The organism is Sphingomonas sp. S2-65, assembly GCF_021513175.1.
Lineage (GTDB): Bacteria > Pseudomonadota > Alphaproteobacteria > Sphingomonadales > Sphingomonadaceae > Sphingomonas.
Genome location: NZ_CP090953.1, coordinates 2,836,478 through 2,856,122, shown reverse-complemented (window position 1 = coordinate 2,856,122; position 19,645 = coordinate 2,836,478). Strand labels below are relative to the sequence as shown.

The 19,645-nt window shown below is 66.5% G+C and carries 21 protein-coding genes; 5 read left to right on the top strand and 16 right to left on the bottom strand.

The features are described 5' to 3' along the window. Positions 1–65: 65 nt before the first annotated feature. Entirely contained in the window at positions 66–824 is a 759-nt protein-coding gene (locus tag LZ586_RS13485) for a 16S rRNA (uracil(1498)-N(3))-methyltransferase (protein ID WP_235076796.1), read from the top strand. 39 nt (positions 825–863) lie between these two features. Then, complete coding sequence (locus tag LZ586_RS13480) at positions 864–2,240, top strand: glutamate--cysteine ligase (protein ID WP_235076795.1); 1,377 nt, start codon at positions 864–866, stop codon at positions 2,238–2,240. Here LZ586_RS13480 and LZ586_RS13475 read toward each other — a convergent pair. After that, positions 2,237–3,532: a methyltransferase family protein gene (locus tag LZ586_RS13475; RefSeq protein ID WP_235076794.1), complete on the bottom strand. Its 1,296-nt coding sequence runs from the start codon at positions 3,530–3,532 to the stop codon at positions 2,237–2,239. The two genes, LZ586_RS13480 and LZ586_RS13475, sit on opposite strands and share 4 nt — an antisense overlap. 124 nt (positions 3,533–3,656) lie before the next feature. On the opposite strand from LZ586_RS13475, the gene LZ586_RS13470 reads away from it, so the two are divergent. Both LZ586_RS13470 and ppa read left to right on the top strand, forming a co-directional pair. Then, positions 3,657–5,549 carry a M61 family metallopeptidase gene (locus LZ586_RS13470; protein WP_235076793.1) on the top strand — a complete coding sequence of 631 codons (1,893 nt, stop codon included), beginning with the start codon at positions 3,657–3,659 and terminating at the stop codon, positions 5,547–5,549. Positions 5,550–5,582: 33 nt separating this feature from the next. Then, positions 5,583–6,167, top strand: coding sequence for an inorganic diphosphatase (gene ppa / locus LZ586_RS13465; RefSeq protein ID WP_235076792.1), 585 nt, complete (start codon positions 5,583–5,585; stop codon positions 6,165–6,167). Between the two features lie 3 nt (positions 6,168–6,170). On the opposite strand, the gene LZ586_RS13460 is transcribed toward ppa, so the two are convergent. The 6 genes from LZ586_RS13460 to LZ586_RS13435 all read right to left on the bottom strand — a co-directional run bounded on the left by LZ586_RS13460 (position 6,171) and on the right by LZ586_RS13435 (position 12,440). Then, a complete protein-coding gene (locus tag LZ586_RS13460) occupies positions 6,171–6,518 on the bottom strand; it encodes a TfoX/Sxy family protein (RefSeq protein ID WP_235076791.1) in 348 nt (115 codons plus the stop codon). Beyond that, positions 6,518–6,838 (bottom strand): DMT family transporter, encoded by a 321-nt coding sequence (locus LZ586_RS13455; RefSeq protein ID WP_235076790.1) that lies wholly within the window; start codon positions 6,836–6,838, stop codon positions 6,518–6,520. The genes LZ586_RS13460 and LZ586_RS13455 overlap by 1 nt, the downstream gene beginning before the upstream one ends. Positions 6,839–6,840: 2 nt before the next feature. Then, a complete protein-coding gene (locus LZ586_RS13450; protein ID WP_235076789.1) occupies positions 6,841–7,317 on the bottom strand; it encodes a GNAT family N-acetyltransferase in 477 nt (158 codons plus the stop codon). Further along, positions 7,314–8,213, bottom strand: a complete 900-nt coding sequence (locus LZ586_RS13445) for a DMT family transporter (RefSeq protein ID WP_235076788.1) — start codon at positions 8,211–8,213, stop codon at positions 7,314–7,316. The genes LZ586_RS13450 and LZ586_RS13445 overlap by 4 nt, the downstream gene beginning before the upstream one ends. Then, a complete protein-coding gene (gene ispG / locus LZ586_RS13440; protein ID WP_235076787.1) occupies positions 8,210–9,334 on the bottom strand; it encodes a flavodoxin-dependent (E)-4-hydroxy-3-methylbut-2-enyl-diphosphate synthase in 1,125 nt (374 codons plus the stop codon). The genes LZ586_RS13445 and ispG overlap by 4 nt, the downstream gene beginning before the upstream one ends. 112 nt (positions 9,335–9,446) lie before the next feature. Next, positions 9,447–12,440 (bottom strand): TonB-dependent receptor domain-containing protein, encoded by a 2,994-nt coding sequence (locus LZ586_RS13435; RefSeq protein WP_235076786.1) that lies wholly within the window; start codon positions 12,438–12,440, stop codon positions 9,447–9,449. Between the two features lie 209 nt (positions 12,441–12,649). Here LZ586_RS13435 and LZ586_RS13430 point away from each other — a divergent pair, with 209 nt between their 5' ends. After that, a complete protein-coding gene (locus tag LZ586_RS13430; protein ID WP_235076785.1) occupies positions 12,650–13,486 on the top strand; it encodes a S1/P1 nuclease in 837 nt (278 codons plus the stop codon). 3 nt (positions 13,487–13,489) lie between these two features. On the opposite strand, the gene LZ586_RS13425 is transcribed toward LZ586_RS13430, so the two are convergent. The 9 genes from LZ586_RS13425 to ybgC form a co-directional block, all read right to left on the bottom strand. Next, the gene (locus LZ586_RS13425; RefSeq protein WP_235076784.1) at positions 13,490–13,759 is read right to left on the bottom strand and encodes a hypothetical protein; all 270 of its coding nucleotides are present in this window, start codon (positions 13,757–13,759) and stop codon (positions 13,490–13,492) included. Continuing rightward, a complete protein-coding gene (locus LZ586_RS13420; protein WP_235076783.1) occupies positions 13,756–13,971 on the bottom strand; it encodes a toxin-antitoxin system HicB family antitoxin in 216 nt (71 codons plus the stop codon). The genes LZ586_RS13425 and LZ586_RS13420 overlap by 4 nt, the downstream gene beginning before the upstream one ends. A 10-nt stretch (positions 13,972–13,981) precedes the next feature. After that, positions 13,982–14,884: an SPFH domain-containing protein gene (locus LZ586_RS13415; protein ID WP_235076782.1), complete on the bottom strand. Its 903-nt coding sequence runs from the start codon at positions 14,882–14,884 to the stop codon at positions 13,982–13,984. A 134-nt stretch (positions 14,885–15,018) separates the two neighbouring features. Next, entirely contained in the window at positions 15,019–15,540 is a 522-nt protein-coding gene (pal, locus tag LZ586_RS13410; protein ID WP_235076781.1) for a peptidoglycan-associated lipoprotein Pal, read from the bottom strand. Between the two features lie 52 nt (positions 15,541–15,592). After that, positions 15,593–16,963: a Tol-Pal system beta propeller repeat protein TolB gene (gene tolB, locus LZ586_RS13405; RefSeq protein ID WP_413777289.1), complete on the bottom strand. Its 1,371-nt coding sequence runs from the start codon at positions 16,961–16,963 to the stop codon at positions 15,593–15,595. Positions 16,964–16,976: 13 nt separating this feature from the next. Next, a complete protein-coding gene (locus tag LZ586_RS13400; RefSeq protein ID WP_235076780.1) occupies positions 16,977–17,963 on the bottom strand; it encodes a cell envelope biogenesis protein TolA in 987 nt (328 codons plus the stop codon). Positions 17,964–17,973: 10 nt separating this feature from the next. Further along, on the bottom strand, positions 17,974–18,411 hold the full coding sequence (gene tolR / locus LZ586_RS13395; protein ID WP_235076779.1) for a protein TolR: 438 nt from the start codon (positions 18,409–18,411) through the stop codon (positions 17,974–17,976). Between the two features lie 3 nt (positions 18,412–18,414). Next, positions 18,415–19,098 (bottom strand): protein TolQ, encoded by a 684-nt coding sequence (gene tolQ / locus LZ586_RS13390; RefSeq protein WP_413777343.1) that lies wholly within the window; start codon positions 19,096–19,098, stop codon positions 18,415–18,417. A 13-nt stretch (positions 19,099–19,111) separates the two neighbouring features. Beyond that, positions 19,112–19,558, bottom strand: a complete 447-nt coding sequence (gene ybgC, locus LZ586_RS13385) for a tol-pal system-associated acyl-CoA thioesterase (RefSeq protein ID WP_235076777.1) — start codon at positions 19,556–19,558, stop codon at positions 19,112–19,114. Positions 19,559–19,645 lie beyond the last annotated feature (87 nt).

Here is a 19,645-nt window from a genome sequence, read left to right as displayed (position 1 = left end):
GCGCCCGGCCCGTGCTCAAGCCGGCTGTCATTGCCGTGCGGCTCCACCGCTTCTAGAGCGATGACATGCCCGCTACACCCGCCTGGCCGCCGCAATCCACGCCCCGCCTGTTCGTCGAGGACGCGCTTGCGCCAGGCGAGATCCGCATCGCGGGACCGCAGGCGCATTATTTGGTCCAGGTCATGCGGATAAAGGACGGCGATCCGGTCAAGCTGTTCGACGACATCACCGGGGAATGGCTGGGGATCGCACGCCATGTCGGCAAGCGCGACCTGGTGCTCGAACTGACCGAACGGCTGCGCGAGCGTGAGCCGGTGCCCGACCTGTGGCTATGCGCCGCGCCGATCAAGAAGGGGCGGATCGACTGGGTCGCCGAGAAAGCCTGCGAGCTCGGCGCGGCGCGGCTGGCGCCGGTGCTGACTCGGCGCACCGTGGTCGACCGGCTGAACCTGGAGCGGCTGCGCGCGCACATGATCGAGGCCGCGGAGCAATGCGGGCGCACCGCGCTGCCCGAGCTGGTCGAGCCGGTGAAGCTTCCCGCGCTGCTGCGCGACTGGCCCGCGGATCGAACGCTGTTCTTCGCCGACGAAAATGGCGGGGAGCCGGCGGCGCATGCCATGCGTTCGCGTGCCGGGCCGGCGGCGATTCTGGTCGGCCCCGAAGGCGGTTTCGACGAGGAGGAGCGCGCGGCGATCCGCGCGCTTCCCCAGGCGGTCGGCGTCGGGCTTGGCCCCCGCATCCTGCGGGCCGAGACCGCGGCGGCGGCGGCGATGGCGTTGTGGATGGGGGTTGCCGGCGACTGGCAACCGAACGGTATAGATTGACACTGGCGCGGCCAATCGCCCGCCGCTAAGGGGCCGCGGATGAGCACGAAGACCGGTTCGAACAGCAGCGCAGCGGTCATCGAGCACCGTTCCCAACTCGTCGAATATTTCGCCCGCGGCGAAAAGCCCGCGGACCGCTGGCGCATCGGCACCGAGCACGAGAAATTCGTGTACTGGAAGACGCCCGACCACCGCGCGCCCAGCTATGAGGAGCCGGGCGGCATCCACGCGCTGCTGATCGGCCTCACCCAGTTCGGCTGGAAGCCGGTCTATGAGGGCGAGAACATCATCGCCCTGTCGGGGCCAGATGGCGCGATCAGCCTGGAGCCCGCCGGCCAGTTCGAGCTGTCGGGCGCGCCGCTGGAAGACCTGCACGCCACGTGCGCCGAGACCGGCCGTCACTTGAAGCAGGTCAAGGAAGTCGGCGACAAGCTGGGGATCGGTTTCCTCGGCCTGGGCATGTGGCACGACAAGACCCGCGCCGAACTGCCGATCATGCCCAAGGGGCGGTACAAGATCATGCTGAACCACATGCCGCGGGTGGGCAGCATGGGCCTCGACATGATGCTGCGCACCTGCACGATCCAGGTGAACCTGGACTATGCGTCCGAGGCCGACATGGCCAAGAAGTTCCGCGTGGGGCTGGCGCTGCAGCCGCTGGCGACCGCGCTCTTTGCGAATTCACCCTTCACCGAGGGCAAGCCGAACGGCTTCCTGTCCTATCGCAGCCATATCTGGTCCGACACCGATCCGGCGCGCACGGGCATGCTGCCCTTCGTGTTCGAGGATGGCTTCGGCTATGAGCGCTATGTCGACTACGCGCTCGATGTGCCGATGTACTTCGTCTACCGCGACGGCCAGTATATCGATGCTGCCGGACAGAGCTTCCGCGACTTCCTGGCAGGGAAGCTGCCTGCCTATCCCGGCCAGAAGCCGACCATGGAGGATTGGGCCGACCATCTGTCGACTGCCTTCCCCGAAGTGCGGCTGAAGACCTTCCTGGAAATGCGCGGGGCCGATGGCGGACGCTGGGGCCGCATCTGCGCGCTGCCGGCCTTGTGGGTCGGGCTTCTCTACGACCAGGGAGCGCTCGATGCGGCGTGGGACCTGGTCAAGAACTGGTCGATGGAGGGCCGCGAGGCGCTGCGCAGTGCGGTGCCGAAGCTCGGGCTGGATGCGCCGCTGCCTGGCGGCGGTACGCTGAAGGACGTTGCCGGGCAGGTGCTGGACATCGCCACCGCGGGGCTGAAGGCGCGCGCGCGGATGAACGCCTCTGGCGACAATGAGAGCGGCTTCCTCGATCCGCTTCGCGAGATCGTGCGGACCGGCAAGGTGCCGGCACAGGTGCTGCTCGACCGCTTCAACGGCGATTGGAACGGCGACATCAGCCGCGTGTACGAAGAGGCGAAGTTCTAAGCGCTTCGGCTGCCGCTCAGCTTGGCGAGGAGCCGCGGTACCGGCGCGTTGCGTTCGCTCCACCCGGAATACGCCTGGTAGGCTGGGTCGGCGCCGAGGTGACGCTCCTCGGTGCGCGCCCGCCAATAATAGACGCCGCTGACCGCCGCCATCACGGCGGTGTTGCGGATCGCATCGATCCAGCCGGTGGTGGCGAGGAACGGCATGGTCGAAAGCCACCAGAACAGGTTCTTCGACAGATAGGCCGGGTGCCGGCTCCAGGCATAAGGGCCATGCGTCAGGATGCCGCGATGGGTGAGGTTGGAGAAGCGCAGCCCGAACGCCACGGTCGCCGACGCATAGATGGCGGTGAGCGCCACCAGTGCGACTCCGACGGCTGCCATCAACCAGTCATGGCCCGCCAGCCACTGCGTCCAGTCGGCGCTGCCGGGATGATAGTCGAGCACCCCGCCCTCCCCCATCAGCACGAAGGGCGGATAGCAGATCAGCGCCGCGGCCCAACCCGCCGCAAACGGATTGGCGCTGCGAATGTGCGAGTCGAGCGGGCGGAAGGTGAGGATGTACCCCGCAGTGGCGAAAGCCACGTCGACGACGAACATGAAGGTCACGCAATAGCCGACCAGCGCCAGCGGGTTCTTGAGAAGCTCGCGCGGGTCCGCGGCGATCACCTGCCCGAAACCCGTCGGCACGACGCCGATCATGAACGCCAGGAAGAAGCCCTTCACCGCCCAGCTGCGCAGGTGGTTGTGGATCGCGGCCATGTCATGGCCGGGGACGCCCATCAGCCAGGCGCCGAGCGACCAGGCACCGTCCCTCGGCTCCACCAGCCGCCGGTCGAGCCAGAGTACATAGGGGATCGAAGATACGAACAGCACCGGTGCAGCGAGGCCAAGGCAGGTGAGCGCAAAGGGATAATTGGCGTAGCGCGTATCCCACCACACGCGGAACAGCGCGAAGATCGCCGCCATCCCGCCCCAGGTGAGCCACAGCCCGGTGAGCTTGGTCACCGAGATGTCCCACGTCTCGCGCCGGGGGCGGACATGCGCCCAGTCGATCCCGGTGCTGGCATTGCGGTGCACCTTGTCGACGAGCAGCGACCACAGCACCATCGGCGCAGCGCAGGCGGCGACACCGACCAGCGCCGCATAGGGGCCGTCCATGCCGAAATGATGCGCCACCAGCATCCAGGCCAGCAGGCCGGCCAGCCCGCTCAGGCCGACCCCGTGGCTCACCGCCGAGCGCGGGCGGAGATCGGCCCTGGCGGCACCAGCCAATGCGGGATCGTGATACATGGCCGAAACATCTAGCCGGCAATGGTTAGGGAGCGGTGAAGCGGCGTCACGCGGCGCTTTACCGCAGCCGAATCAAGGGCCTATGTCGGCCGTTCCTTTGAAGACCATAGGGGGTCGCTTCCTGATGCACCGTGCGCTGTCCTTCGCCGCCTTGTTGCTCGCCACCACGACGGCGCCCGCCGCCGCGCAGAACTCCGCGCCTCAGCCGGTCGCGATCGTCGACACCATCCCGGCGGCGCGCGACGTGGATTATCCAGGCACGATCAAGCTCGAGATCGACGCGACCAACACCCAGCAGGGCATCTTCCAGGTCAAGGAAACCATTCCGGTCGCCAAGAGCGGCCACATGGTGCTGCTGTTCCCCAAATGGCTGCCCGGCAAGCATGGCCCGCGCGGCGAGATCGAGAAGCTGGCCGGGCTCCAGATCATGGCCAATGGCAAGCGCCTGCCCTGGACGCGCGACGATGTCGATGTCTTCGCCTTCCATATCGACGTGCCGTCGGGCGCGAAGAAGCTGGACGTGCAATTCCAGTTCATCTCCGCGACCAAGCCCGAGCAGGGCCGCATCGTCATGACCCCGGACATGATGAGCCTGCAGTTCAACTCGCTCAGCCTCTATCCGGCAGGCTATTTCGTGCGCCGCATCCCGATCCAGGCGCGGGTGAAGTATCCCGACGGCTGGTCGGCGGCGTCGGGCCTACCGTCCAGGGCGGTCGATTCCACCGTCACTTATGACAAGACCACCTATGACACGCTGATGGACTCGCCGGTGCTGGCCGGGCGCTATTACCGCGCCTTCCCGCTGTCCGACCGGGTGACGCTCGACGTGTTCGCCGACACGCCCGAGGAGCTGGAGGCCAAGCCCGAGCAGATCGAAGCGCACAAGCGGCTGGTGCAGCAGGCCGTCAAGGCGATGGGCACCCAGCAGTACGACCGCTACCATTTCCTGCTCTCGATCAGCGAGGAACTGGGCGGCATCGGCCTGGAGCATCACCGCAGTTCGGAGAACGGCGTCCAGCCCGGCTATTTCACCAAGTGGGAAGAAGGCCCGGGCTCGCGCAACCTGCTGCCGCACGAATACACCCATAGCTGGGACGGCAAGTTCCGCCGCGGCGCCGAGCTGTGGGCGCCCGATTACCGCACCCCGACCCGCGGCAAGTCGCTCTGGGTGTATGAAGGCCAGACTCAGTTCTGGGGCTATGTCTTCCAGGCCCGCTCCGGCCTGGTGAGCAAGGAAGACACGCTGGAGGCCTATGCCTCGATCCTGGCGAGCCTCGATAACCGGCCGGCGCGCGAATGGCGCCCGCTGATCGACACCACCAACGATCCGGTCATCACCGCCCGCGCGCCCAAGGGCTGGGTCGGCTGGCAGCGCTCGGAGGATTATTACAACGAAGGCCTGCTGGTATGGATGGAAGTCGACTCCATCCTGCGCGAGCGTTCGGGCGGCACCAAGTCGATCGACGATTTCGCACGCCGCTTCTTCGGCCTGCGCGATGGCGATTATGGCGAAGTCACCTACACCTTCGACGACATCGTCAGCACGCTCAACGCCATCCAGCCCTATGACTGGCGCACGCTGCTCAACGAGCGGCTGCACGGCGTCTCCAAGCGCGCCCCGGCCGGCGGGTTCGAGCGCAACGGCTACAAGCTGGTCTACACCGACCAGCCCAACAAGACCGGCCGCGGGCCGACCACCGACCTCGCTTATTCCCTGGGCCTGACGCTCGGCAAGAGCGGGATTTCCAGCGTCGCCTGGGACAGCCCGGCCTTCAACGCCGGCATCGACCTGGGCGACGAGATCGTGGCGGTGAACGGCCGCGGCTACACGCCCGAGCGGCTGGTGAGCGCCGTCAAGCGCGCCAACGACGACACCGCCGCAATCAAGCTGATGCTCAAGAGCGGTGATCGTTTCCGCGAAGTGTCCATCGACTATCACGGGGGGCTACGCTATCCGCACCTCGTGAAGACCGCCTCGGGAGAGGCTGGTCTCGACAAGCTGCTCCAGCCCCGCTGACGCCGGGCTGAGCTTCAAACGACAGGGTTCTACATGCGCATCGACTTGATTCCCGTCGGCGACAATCCGCCGCACACCCTCAACGTGATCATCGAAGTGCCGGTCGGCGGCGAGCCGGTGAAGTACGAGTTCGACAAGGCGTCGGGCGCCTTGTTCGTCGACCGCATCCTGCACACGCCGATGCGCTATCCGGCGAACTATGGCTTCGTGCCGCACACGCTCTCGCCCGACGGCGATCCGCTCGACGCGCTGGTGATCGCACGCTCGCCGTTCGTTCCCGGCTGCGTCGTGCGCGCGCGGCCGATCGCGGTGCTGAACCTGGAAGACGAAGCCGGCGGCGACGAGAAGCTCGTCTGCGTCCCCGACGACAAGACCTTCCCTTATTATTCGGACATCGACGAGAAGGACGACCTGCCCAGCATCGTGATGGAGCAGATCGAGCACTTCTTCACCCACTATAAGGACCTGGAAAAGAAGAAGTGGGTGCGGGTCGGCACCTGGGGCGGCGCCGACGATGCGCGCCGGATCACCCTGGAAGCGATCGAGCGCTACGACCAGGACAAGGCCGCGGCAAAGGAATCGGTCGACCAGACCGGCGTGGACACGCCGCAGGGCTGAGGCTCAGCGGCGCTTGCGCTTGATGGGCGCGCGTTGGCCGGCTGCAACCGCCAACGCCGCCCATTTCTGCATGGCCTCGGGATCGTCATAAACGTCGGACGGCGCGCGGCGGTAGTTCATCGATTTGACCGTGCCGGCGGCTTCATAGGTGAAGCGCTCGCTTCCGGCATCGTCCCACAGCGCGTCGCTTTGCGCGTCCGCCTTGAACCAGAGTGCGTCCTGCGTAACCAGCGCGAACACCGTGCCGTCCAGGTAGAGCGTCGCCCCACCCATCATCCGTCGCAGGGTCACGCTGCCGATCGGCTCCAGCGCCTCGCGCACCCACTCCACGATGCCCTGATCGACCGCCATCAGCCGTTACCGACCAGCCGCAACCCGCCGATACAGGCAATGAGCACCAGCATCAGCGCGATCCGCGCGGCATTGACCGGCTCCCCGAACCACAGGATGCCGACCACCACCGTGCCCAGCGCACCGATCCCGCCCCAGACCACATAGGCGGTGCCCATCGGGATGGTGCGGGCGGCCAGTTCCAGCAGCAGCATCGACAAGCCGGCGGACACCAGGAAACCCAGAGTCCAGGGCAGGTTGCGGAAGCCATCGACGAAGCGGAGGCAGGTCGTGAAGCCCACTTCGAAGCAGCCGCCGAGCAGGAGGAGCGCCCAAGCCATCTTCAGCGCCCCGCCAGCTCGACCAGCGCATCGGCCGCGACGCGCTGCACCCGCCATTCGTCCATGCCCGTAGCGCCCATCGCGCGGTAGAAACGGATCGCCGGTTCGTTCCAGTCCAGCACCGACCATTCGAACCGGCCGCAGCCGCGGTCCAGCGCCAGACCGGCCAGGTGGCGGAGCAGCGCGGTGCCGACGCCTGCACCGCGTGCGTCGGGCGTGACGTAGAGGTCCTCGAGATACAGGCCCCTGCGGCCGGTCCAGGTCGAGAAGTTGTGGAAGAACAGGGCAAAGCCGGCAGGCTGCCCGTCATGCTCGGCTATCACCGCTTCCGCCGCCGGACGGTCGCCGAACAGCGCCTCCTCGAGCATCGGCTCGGTGGCGTGTACGGCGTCGGGCTCGCGCTCGAACTCGGCGAGCTCGCGCACGAAGCGCAGGATCAGCGGCACGTCGGCGGGTAGAGCGGGTCGGACAAGGGTCATGCGGTGGCGATCTCGGCTTCTGGAACAGGTTGGACGGTCTTGCGCGCGGCGAGCAGGCAGCCGGCGACGATCAGCACCGTGCCCGCCACCGTGACCAGCGTCACGGCCTCACCGAAGAACAGCCAGCCCATCACCGCCGCCCAGATAAAGGCGGTATATTCCACGCTCAGCAGGATCTGCGCCTCTGCGCGGGCATAGGCCCAGGACAGGAACAGCAGCGACACGACCGCGAGAACCGCCGCCGCGGCGATCGCCGGCCAATGCCGCGACTCGGGAACCTCAAGCAGGAACGGCGCGGCCAGGCTCAACAGGGCCAGGATGAACCAGTTCTGGAAAAAGGCGATCTCGATCGGCTTGGCATGCTGCGCCTGGTGCCGGGCGATCACCAAATTCACCGCATAGAAGATGGCCGAGGCCAGCACGGCGATCATGCCGAGCGGCGCTTCGGCAGTGTGCGGACTGCCAAGCTGGCCAGCCAGGATGATCGCCACGCCGCTCAGCCCCAGCAGCGATCCCAGCACCGAACGGATGCCGACCCGCTCCTTCAGGAAGAGCGCGGCCAAGGCCAATGCGATCAGCGGGGCGATGAAGGTCAGTGCGATGGCTTCGGCCAGCGGCACCCGGGCGATGCCCCAGAAAAAGGCGAGCGCCATGATGGCGATGATCACGCTGCGGATGAAGTGGATGCGAAGGATGCGTGCCTCGGGCAGGCGCGGCTTGGATAGCGCGAACAGCGGGGTCATGATCGCTACGCCCACCACCAGCCGCCAGAACAGCGCGACATAGGCGCCCATCGCCAGCGACAGGCCCTTCATCACCGCGTCCATCACCGAATAAAGCGCGATGCCCGCGCAAGCGGCGGCGAACGCGGCGGCTACCCGGCTGGCGGGCGTCACTCCGCGGCTTGCGCGGCGGCGATCTCCGCAGCCTCGATCTCGGCGGCTTTCGCTTCGACCAGCCGAGTTATGTGATCGAGCATGTCGGCGTCATTCACCGTGTGATCGGTTACGCCCGACAGATAGACCATGTGCTTGCCGTTGCCGCCGCCGGTGAGACCGATGTCGGTCTCGCGTGCCTCGCCCGGCCCGTTCACGACGCAGCCGAGCACGGAAAGCGAGAGCGGGGTGCGGATGTGCTGGAGCCGTTCCTCCAGCGCCTGCACCGTGCGGATCACGTCGAAACCCTGCCGCGCGCAGCTGGGGCAGGACACGACGCGCACGCCGCGGTTGCGAATGCCGAGCGACTTCAGGATCTCATAGCCGACGCGGATCTCTTCCTCAGGCTCGGCCGACAGCGACACGCGAATGGTGTCGCCGATGCCGAACCACAGCAGCGAGCCGATGCCGATTGCGCTCTTCACGGTGCCGCCGACAAAGCCGCCCGCCTCGGTGATGCCCAGGTGCAGCGGACAATCGACCGCGTCGGCGAGCTGCTGGTACGCAGCGACCGCCAGGAACACGTCGGACGCCTTCACGGCGACCTTGAACTCGTGGAAATCGCGGTCCTGAAGCAGCTTGATATGGTCAAGCGCAGATTCGACCAGCGCCTCGGGGCACGGCTCGCCATATTTCTCGAGCAGGTCCTTTTCGAGGCTGCCGGCGTTGACGCCGATGCGGATCGACGCGCCGTTGGCCTTGGCGGCGTTGACCACTTCGTTGACGCGGTCGGCGCTGCCGATATTGCCCGGATTGATGCGCAGGCACGCGGCGCCGGCATCGGCGGCTTCCAGCGCGCGCTTATAGTGAAAATGGATGTCGGCGACGATCGGCACGCGCGACGCACGGACGATCTGCTTGAGCGCGGCGGTGGATTCGACGTCCGGGCAGGAGACGCGGATGATGTCGGCCCCGGCTTCCTCGCAGCGGCGGATCTGATCGATCGTGCCGCGGATGTCGGTGGTCGCAGTGTTGGTCATCGTCTGCACGGTGACCGGCGCATCGCCACCCACGGGGACGTTGCCCACCATGATCTGGCGGCTGGGCCGCCGCACGATATCGCGCCAGGGTCTTAGGGACATGGCCGCTCATATACGCGCTGGGCGCGGCTACGCCTAGGTCGCGCAGCGCATGCGGCAAAAAAGAAGGGCAGCGGCCGGTAAGCCGCTGCCCTCCAGATACCGGTATGGCGACTTAGAGCCGGATGCGGGCACCGATCGTGAAAGACCGGCCGATCGGATCGTAGATCGTCGGGAAGGTGTTGCCACTATTGTACGACGTGCCGCCGACGCCGGAGCCCACCAGCGGCGGCTCCTTGTCGAACAGGTTGTTCACCGTCAGCGTCAGCTCGATATTCTCGGTCGGCGCAGCCCGGAACGACAGGTCGAAATAGTCATAGGCCGGGATGCTGCGGAAGTCTGCCAGGATCGTGGTCGGGTTCGGACCACCCGGCTGCGCCACGTCACCCGGCAGACGGGCCGCCAGGAACGGCTCTAGGCTGACCCTGCTGATGTGAGTCCAGAGCAGCGACAGGTCGAACCCCTCGATGCCGTAGGTCGCCCGCCCGTTCCAACGCCACTTCGCCCGCGGATTGGTGCAGCCGCCCGCGCTGTAATAGCCGGTGCAGTCGCGGTTGATCGCGTTCGGAGTTGCCTGGAAATAATAGCGGTCCAGCCAGGTCGCGTTGAAGCCGAGCGCCAGCGTTCCGGCATTGGCGAGCCCGAAGTCCTCCAGCTTGATGCGCTGGCTGACCCCGAAGTCGATGCCGGCCGATTCGATCCGGCCCAGATTGGAATAGGTCAGGATCACGCCCGGAGTCTCGCCAGCCCCGTTCAGGCTGCCCGTCAGCGGATTGCGGCCAATCAGGCTGCAGAAGGCGTTGAACGCGAAGGTCGGGTTCAGCGTCGCCGAGTAGCAGCCGTTGAGAATGTCGGCCTGTGCGGGCTGCGTGATCGCCTGATCGATCTTGATGTTGAAGTAATCGATGTTGAACGCAAAGCCCGGCAGCAGCTGCGCCGGCGCGATCACACCGCCCAGCGTAAAGGTCTTGGCGCGCTCGACGTCGAGATCGCGGTTGCCCGAGCTGGTGTTGTTGATCTGCCCCGACGTGGGCGAGGGGATCGAACCGATCGTACCGGCCGGTGCGCCGGTGGCGACACACAAGGCAGCAAGACCGCCCGAAACCGCAGCGCCCTGGCAGGGGTCGACGGTCAGGTTGCCCAGGCCTTGGACCGGCGACTGATACAGCTCCTGGATGTTGGGCGAGCGGACCGCGACCTGATAGGTGCCGCGCAGCTTGAAGCCGGCATAAGGCTCCCAGGTGCCGCCGGCCTTCCAGGTCGTGCTGTTGCCCGTGGTGGTGTAATCCGAATAGCGGATACCGCCTTCGGCCGTAAGGCGATGGAAGAAGGGCTTGTCCTCGATCAGCGGGACGATGATCTCGCCGAACACTTCCTTGACGCTGTACTGCCCGAAGTCGGGCGGCGTGCGCGCGCCGGTGCCCAGCACTTCGCCCTGGATCTGCGAAGGACCATCGGGCTGGCTGGCTGCCGACACCTTGCGATATTCGCCGCCGATCGCGAAGGCGATGTCGCTGGATGCGAGCGGCGAGGCGAACAGGTCGCCGGTGACGCTGCCGGTGATTACCGTCTGCTTCACCTTGCGGTTGATGATCGCATCCAGGTCGATGAAGCCCAGTTGCGCCTCCGTGATCGAGCCATTGGGCCCGAACAGGTTGAGCGGCACGCAGTTATTCGTCGTGTCGACGCAGCGCAGGCTCCCGTCGGTGGCGCGATAAGCGCGGAGCGCCTGCTGCACCTTGCTGAACGATCCCCAATTCTCCCGGGTCTGGTTCTGCGTGGTCTCGCCATATTGCGCCGAGACGTCGTACTTGAAGCCCGGGGCGATGTCGCCGCGAACGCCGCCTTGCACCTGGAACATCTGCGATTCGATGGTGTTGCCGCGCGGCCCATATTCGGTGAAGCGGCGCTGTGCGACGACCGGCACTTCGATATAGCCGGCAGTGCCCGGACCGCCCTGAACGGCTGCCGCCGTGGCACAGGCCGCCGCGCTGATGCTGCGCGCAGTGCACAGCTGGCTGCGCACGCCGCCCGGCAGATACGGGTTGTTGAGCGCGAGCTGATAGGTGTTGCCGAACGTCGCCGAAGAAGCGAGCTGCGTCGCCACCGTATTCCGGTTGAACATCGCCGTGGCGTAGAATTCCGCAGCGTCGCTGAGCTCGTAATGTCCTGCGGCGTAGACGTTCACCCGGTCGAGCGGCGTCTGGAAATAGGTGCCGTTATTGGTGTTGTACGTGTCGGTCGCGGTGGCGGCGCGCAGGCGCCCGGTCACCGGATCGACCACGGCGCCGAAGCTGCTCGCCGGAAGGCCAAGCGCGGCGTTGGTCGGCGACGCGAAGATCGTCACCTGTGCCGCGGTCGCGCCGGAGAACAGGCCGGTGGTCGAACTGATCGGCACCTCGGCGATCTCGCGCGCGGTGTGGAACAGCGGGTCGGCCTTGGTGTAGCCGGCGCTCAGTACGATGTTGCCGCGTCCGTCGGCAAGATCGCCGCCAACGGTGATGTCGGCCTTGAAGCGCGTCGCATCGCCACGCTCGGAAACGCGATAGGTCGCGGTCGCATCGACGCCGGTGAAATCGCGTCGGGTGATGAAGTTGACCACGCCTGCGACTGCGTCTGCGCCGTAGGTCGACGAAGCGCCGCCCGTCAGCACTTCCACGCGTTCCAGAAGCGCAATCGGGATGTTGTTGGTGTCGGTCAGACCGTCGAGGCCGAACGGCACGATCCGGCGCCCGTCGAGCAGGACCAGCGTCCGCTGCTCGCCGATGCCGCGCAGGTTGAGCGTAGAGGAACCGTCGGAACCGTTATTGACGCCCGCACCGATCGACGGGCGGATGGCGGGCAGGCTGCGCAGCAGATCGTCGGCGGTTCCGGGCTGGCGAAACTGGATTTCTTCCTGGCCGATCACGCTTACCGGGCTGGCAAGCTCCAGGTCCGGCCGTGCGATGCGCGATCCGGTGACGAGAACCTCGCCGGTCGGTTCGGTCTGGGCGGTGTCGTCGGCAAGCGCGACCTCCGCCGGTTCGGCGACTTGCGCGTAAACGGGACTGGCAGAAACGCCGACGAATACCGTCGACGCCAACAAGGAGCGTCGGAGCCACTTAGTCATGTATGTTTTCCCCCGGATCAATCCACCGCGTTCCGCGGCGCACGCGGCCCCCGCCGCGCTGCAACATTGATGCATGCGCAGACACATGCTGGCAACATCCATTGCGTGCTGCAGACACAAAACGTAACAAAAGTGACAAACAAGTAACAGTCTGCCTGGGTGTCGAATAACTCGTTGAATATAAAGGGGCGCGCGCTTAGGCGCGCAGCATGAGTCGCTTGCTCCTGCTCCTCGCTGCCCTGATTGGCCTCGCCTCCCCCGCCCAAGCCTATTGGGAATATGGCCACGAGACCGTCGCCGCGATCGCCTATCGCAACGTGACGCCGGAGGTACGCGCGGCAATCAACAAGATGCTCGCCCAGCAGGCATTGCTGGAAACGCCCACTTGCCCGGCGCGCACGATCGAGCAGGCGAGCGTATGGGCCGACTGTGTCAAGACGCTCGGGCCGCGCTTCAGCTACGCGTATAACTGGCACTATCAGAACGTGAGCGTCTGCAAGGATTTCACGCTCAAGGGCAACTGCCCGGATGGAAACTGCGTGTCGGCACAGATCGAACGCGACATGAAGCTACTCAAGGACAAGAGCGTGCCAGTCCGCGAGCGCGTGATGGCGCTGGTGTTCCTGGTGCACTTCGTCGGCGACCTGCACCAGCCGCTCCATGCCGGGGATCGCTCCGACCTTGGCGGCAACAAGGCCCTGTCGACCTATGGCGACTATTCGACCGCCAAGCTGAACCTGCACAGCATCTGGGACGGCCTGCTCGCCGAGCGCGCAATCTCCACCCAGCCGCCGCTGGTCCGCCTCTACACCGCACAGGAGCGTGCCGCAGTGCAGGGCGGCAGCGTAGAGGATTGGAGCCGCGAGAGCTGGCAGGTCGCCCGGGACGTCGTCTACGGCACTGCCTATGGCGATCCTTGCGGACCGGTGCCGCAGCAGGCCAAGCTCGACAACGCCGCGATCGCCAGACTGATCGAGCCTGCGCGCGAGCAAGTGATGAAGGGCGGGCTGCGGCTGGCGCGGCTGTTGAACGAAGCGCTCGCCTGAGCGCTACTTCCGCGGCTTGCGATCGGGCAGCACGACGCTGGCCGCTTCGGAGTTGCGGAAGGCGAGCACCAGATACCCGATCGTCCACACCGCCAGCGCGATGCTCCAGGCGATCCATTCCACTCGATCCAGCTCGCCCCGGACCGGCACCATCGCGAGCAGGACTACCCCGATCATATAGATCCCCGTCGCGATCCAACCCGCCGGTGAATAGGGCTCGAGCCGATAGCTCAGCGGCGTACGCACGCGGAGGAACCAGGGACGCTCGCTCATGCTTCGTCATCCTTCTGCTTGGGCGGACGGCCGCGCTTGGGCCGTATGGGATCGTCCAGCTTGATGCCGCGGCGCTGGAGCGCCTCGCGCAGCAGACACTCGATCTGGGCATTCGCACTCCGCAGATCAGTCGCCGCCATGCGCTCGATCGCTGCATAGAGCGCCGGATCGAGACGCAGGGGAAACGCCTTTTTCTGCGGGGGCTGCGACACTCTTCCTGCCTTATTGGTACAGCGATCCGGCGTTGACCACCGGCTGGGTGTCGCGTTCGCCGCACAGCACCACCATCAGGTTCGATACCATCGCGGCGCGGCGCTCGTCGTCGAGCTCGACGACATTCTTGGCCGACAGCTGGTCCAGCGCCATCTCGACCATGCCCACGGCGCCTTCCACCAGCGTCTGGCGCGCAGCGACCACGGCCTGCGCCTGCTGGCGGCGGAGCATCGCACCGGCAATCTCCTGGGCATAGGCCAGATGCGTGAAGCCGCATTCGTCGACGGTGATGCCGGCTACCGTCAGGCGGGCGATCAGTTCGGCGCGAAGCTCGCTGCCAACCTGCTCGTGATTGCCGCGCAGGGTGACTTCCTGATGCTCGAAGTCGTCATAGGGATAGCGCGAGCCGATGGTCCGCACCGCGGCTTCTATCTGGACGTTCACGAACGCCTTGTAGTCATCGACGTCGAACAGCGCTTGGGCGGTGTCGGTCACCCGCCACACCACCTGCGCCGCCATTTCGATCGGGTTGCCGCGCAGGTCGTTCACCTTGATCCGCTCGGAAATGATGTTGTTGGCCCGCAGCGACACTTTCTTCTTGATCATCCACGGCCAGGTCCAGCGCAGCCCCGCCTTGCGGTCGGTACCGCGATAGTCGCCGAACAAAGTGATCACCACGCCCTGGTTGGGCTGGAGCAGGTAGAAGCCGGCAAGGACGAACAGGAACACGAACGACGCGACCAGCATCCAGCTGACCACCAGTGCGTCGGCCAGTATGTCGATCCGGCTGATCCCGGCCGCACCGGCCACGAGGGCGAGCAGCGCCACCAGCAGCATGCCATAGCCGCTTACGGTACGTGCCCCGGTTTCCCGGCTTTGATCGAGCGCCGGGTTCATGCGGTCCGTCGTCATGTCATCCTCCCCATAATCATGATATCTTATTTATATCGATCAGGAGGATGGTGCAAGCCCGCGAAAAGGAAACGCGAACGCCGCCGAAGCGGGAAGGCTTCGACGGCGTTCCTTGCCTTGGAAGGAGGCTAGCTTCAGCTGATGACGATGGTCACCGCGCGGCGGTTCTGCGCCCAGGCGGCTTCGTCCGAGCCAAGTGCTACCGGACGTTCCTTGCCATAGCTGATCGTGGTAATCCGAGTGGCCGAGATGCCGCGGGCCGCCAGATAGTTCTTGGCGGCGTTCGCGCGGCGATCGCCCAGGCCGAGATTATATTCGCGCGTGCCGCGCTCGTCGGCATGGCCTTCGATCGTGATGCGCGTCGCAGGATGCGCGTTCAGCCATTGCGCCTGACTGTCGAGGATGCGGCGTGCCTCGGGATCGATGTCATACTGGTCCAGACCGAAGCGCACGGTGTCGCTCATGACCTCGCGCTTGAACTGTTCGTTGAGCGCGCTGGAGCCGTACTGATCGGACGAGTCGCCTGCGCCGGCACCGGCGCCCATGTCACCCTCGGTGACAGGCGCGGGCGGCAGTTCGGGCGGGCGCTTCTTGGCGCAGCCGGCGGTGCCGACGAGCGCCACTGCCAGCAACAGACTGGTGGTCATCTTGGCCATGGTTCTATCCTCCTCTTGAACAGGCACCGCATCGACGCGGCGCAATCGATGATTACGGCCGGATCGGGCCCCAGCTCGGGTCCGATCCGTCGAGCGGGGTCGGGATCTTGCGGGCCACGCCCGTCAGGTCGACTGCCCACAGGTCCGGGCGGCCCGACCCCTGGGCGGAGCGGAAGAACATCAGCACGCGGCCATTCGGGGACCAGCTTGGCCCCTCGTCACCCCAGCTATCGGTCAACAGCCGCTCGCCGCCGCCGCTCTGGTTCATCACCCCGATGCGGAATGCGCCCCCCCCAGTGCGGGTGAAGGCGATCAGGTCACCGCGCGGGCTCCATTCGGGTGTCGCATAGCGCCCGCTGCCGAAGCTGATGCGGTGCTGGTTCGAGCCATCGGCGTTCATCACATAGAGCTGCTGCGTGCCGCCGCGATCGCTTTCGAACACGATCTTCGATCCGTCGGGCGAATAGGAGCCGCCGGTGTCGATGCCGGGCGAGTTGGTCAGCCGCTGCGGCTCGCCGCCCGAGGCGCTGATCCGATACACGTCGGTGTTGCCCGCAGTCGCCATCGAAAACAGGATCCAGCGCCCATCGGGCGAGAAGCGCGGCGCAAAGGTCTGGCTGACATTGGAGACGAGCTTGCGGTTCGAGCGCGCCGCCATGTCATAGACATAAAGCGTCGGCTGCCGGTTCTCGAAGCTCATATAGACGACGGCATTGCCGCGCGGCGACATGCGCGGGGTCAGCACGATCGCCTGACCGTTGGTCAGGAAGCGATGGTTGGCGCCGTCCTGGTCCATGATCGCCAGCTGCTTGCGGCGGCGGCCCTTAGGTCCGGTTTCGGCGACATAGACCACCTGGCTGTCGAAATAAGGACCTTCGCCGGTCAGGCGGGCATAGATCGCGTCGGCGCATTTGTGCCCCGCACGCCGCCAGTCGCCCGGCGACACCACGAAGCCCTGGCGGACCAGCTCGGTCTGCGCGGCGAGGTCGTAGAGATAGCAGCCGATGGTCAGCGACCCGTTGCCGTTGGCGCGGACATAGCCCTGCACCAGCGCCTGCCCGCCGCTCCAGCTGGAATAATTGGGCGCAGTCACCTCGGCGATGCCGATGCCGCGGGTGGCGTTGGGGCCCGACGTCTTGAACAGGCCGGTGTTGCGCAAATCGTCGTCGACGATCTGTGCGAGCTTCTGCCCCAGCTGGTCGGTAGATCCGGCGGGCGTCTGCGCGACCTGCGAGGTCGGCATGGCCGGGATCAGGATCGGCAGCGGCGCGGACATGCCGCCCTCGACATCGACCACCAGTCCGTCGTCCGCCTGCGGCGGCTGTTGCTGCGCGGGGGCCGGCGCCGGCGCGTCCTGCGCCCAGGCAGCCTGTGCAGACACCGCCGCGGCCAGCGCCCATGCGATCTTCCCGGTCCGCATCATCTCTCCATCTTTCTCAGCTCTTGAGCCTGTATCGTAGGGTGAAGCTCTTCCAGCCGTTTGGAACGTCATACAGTTCCTCGGGCAGGTTGCGCAGCGGCGAGCAGCCGGCGAAGATCGCCTTCACTGCGTCATCTACGCGCCGCACATAGCGTTCGTTGCCGTCGTCCACGCCGTCATGGCCGGTGATCCGGGGCGGTGCGGCGAGCGTTCCGTCCGGGTTGAGCCGCAGATTGACCACCACCCGGATCTTTTCCGCGCCCGGCCCCGGGCTCACCTGACGGTCGGCGCAGGGCTGAACCTGACGCTGGATCGCCGAACCGATATTCGCGGCCGCCTGAGTCGACATGCGCTGTGCGGGCTGTGCGTTCGACTTGCTCGGGCTCGGCCGGTCGCTCGCGCCGAGATCGAGGCCTTCCAACCGTCCGCTCGGCTTCACCGGCCCGCGCGCCTTGGCCGGCGATGCCGCCGCTGGCCTGGTCGCAGTCGACTTGCCTGCCCCAGCCGTTCGTGTCGGCGGGGCGGGAGCCGCCCGGGCCGGCTTGGCCGGAGCGGCTGGCGCAGGCTTGCTGGGCTTGGCTGGTGCCGCCTTGGGCGCGGGCTGCGGCTTGGGCTGCGGCTGGGGCTTGGGCTGCGGCTTGGCTGGCAGGGGCTTGGCCGGGGCCGGCTTCGCAGGCGCAGGCTTGGGCGGCGCAGGCTTGGGCTGTGGCGCAGGCGCGGGCTGCGGTTCCGGCGGCGCGGGTTCGGGTTCGGGTGCCGGCTCGGGCGCGGTGTCGGGTTCGAGCGGGGCTTCCACCGGCGACTTCTTCGCGGCAGGCGCTTCGCTGCTGATCTCCGGCGCAGCGCTGGTCAGCGCCACATCGTCGGCGAGCGTCACTTCGATCGGCTGCGGCTCCAGCTTGTCCGGATTTGGCGTGGCGAGGAACCCCACCGACAGCAGCCCGAACAGCACGACGTGACCCGCAGCGGCCACGCCAAGCGCAGTAGCTTCGCCTCGAGTCATTCCCATCGCGTCAGCCGTCGGTCGCGTTGGTCAGCAACGACACGCGGTTCAGCCCGACGCGGTTGAGCTCGCCCATCACCCGCATGACCTTGCCATAGCCCAGGCCCTTGTCGGCGCGCAGAAAGACCTGGGGCGGCTTGCCCCCGTCATCGGTGCGTGCCGCGATCGTCTCCAGCGCTGCCGGCAGCGCCGCGTCGGTGACCGGCTGGTCGTCGACGAAGATCTGGCCTTGCGCATCGATCGAAATCTGAGTCGGCTGCTGCTCTTGGTCGAGCGCCTTGGCACGGCTGTCGGGCAGGTCCACCGGCACACCGGCGGTCAGCAGCGGCGCGGTGACCATGAAGATGATCAGCAGTACCAGCATGACGTCGACCAGCGGCGTCACGTTGATCTCGGCCATGGGCTGGCGCCGCCCGCGGCTCTTGCCCGAGGGAAGGTGCATGGCCACCCGTTAGGCCTCCATCTCCAGGCGACGGCTGAGCGTCGCGTGGAAGCCGTCGGCGAAGCGGTTCAGCCGCTGCTCGACGCGGTTCACGCTGTGCGAATAGCGGTTGTAGGCGATCACCGCGGGAATGGCGGCGAACAGGCCGATGGCGGTGGCGAACAGCGCCTCGGCGATGCCCGGCGCCACGACGGCGAGCGACGTGCTCTGCTGCTGGGCGATGCCGGTGAAGCTGCGCATGATGCCCCAGACGGTGCCGAACAGCCCGACGAACGGCGCCACCGAGCCGACCGTCGCCAGGAAGTTCAGCCGATCGGCGAGCCGGTCGATCTCCTGCGCCACCGTCGCGCCCATGGCAGTCGCCAGCCGTTCGCGCGTACCCTCGCGGTCGATGGTCTTGCCCGTGGTGGAGCGGCGCCACTCGGTCACGCCGGCCGAGAACACTCGGGCGATCGGCTGGTCGCGGGTGGCGGAACGGCGGTGAAATTCGTCGATGTCGTCGGCTTCGCGATACTCGACTTCGAACGCATTGATCGCCTTGCGTACGCTGGCCACCCGGAAGCCGAAGCTCAGGATGATCGCCCAGGTCCACAGGCTTGCCAGCAACAGGCCGATCATGACGCCACGCACCACCCAGTCCGCCTGCAGGAACAGGCCAACTGGAGACATGGTCGCGGCGGCAGTGCTGAGCATAAGCATCGTGATACTAGTTCCCCTTCCAGAGCAGCGGTTCGAACTTCGCCACCCAATCCTGCGGTTGCCGGCGTGGACGCCCGGTGGGCGAGACGAATGCCGCCTCGACCTCCGCTTGTGCCACTATGGTTTCCCCGCGCATGACTCTTTGCTGAATACGCACCGACGCGCCGCGCAGTTCAGTCAGCCGGCTGACCACCACCAGATCGTCGCTCAGCCGCGCCGGCGTGCGATACCGGAGGGCGATGTCGCGCACGGCATAGGCGCCCTCGCCCGCTTCGAAGACCGCGCGCTGATCGATGCCCGCGGCGGCAAGCATGTCCGACCGCGCACGTTCCATGTAGCGCAGGTAGTTGGCATGGTAGACGATGCCGGTAAGATCGGTGTCCTCGAAATACACGCGCAGCGCGAAATGATGCTCCAGACCTTCAAACTGACCGATGGCGGCAGGCGCGTTCATGGCCGCCGCAGTAATGGAGCGTTTACCAACGCGAAACCCCCTAGCTGCGGATGACGGGTGAAAGGCGAACCCGTCCGGCGCGCGGAT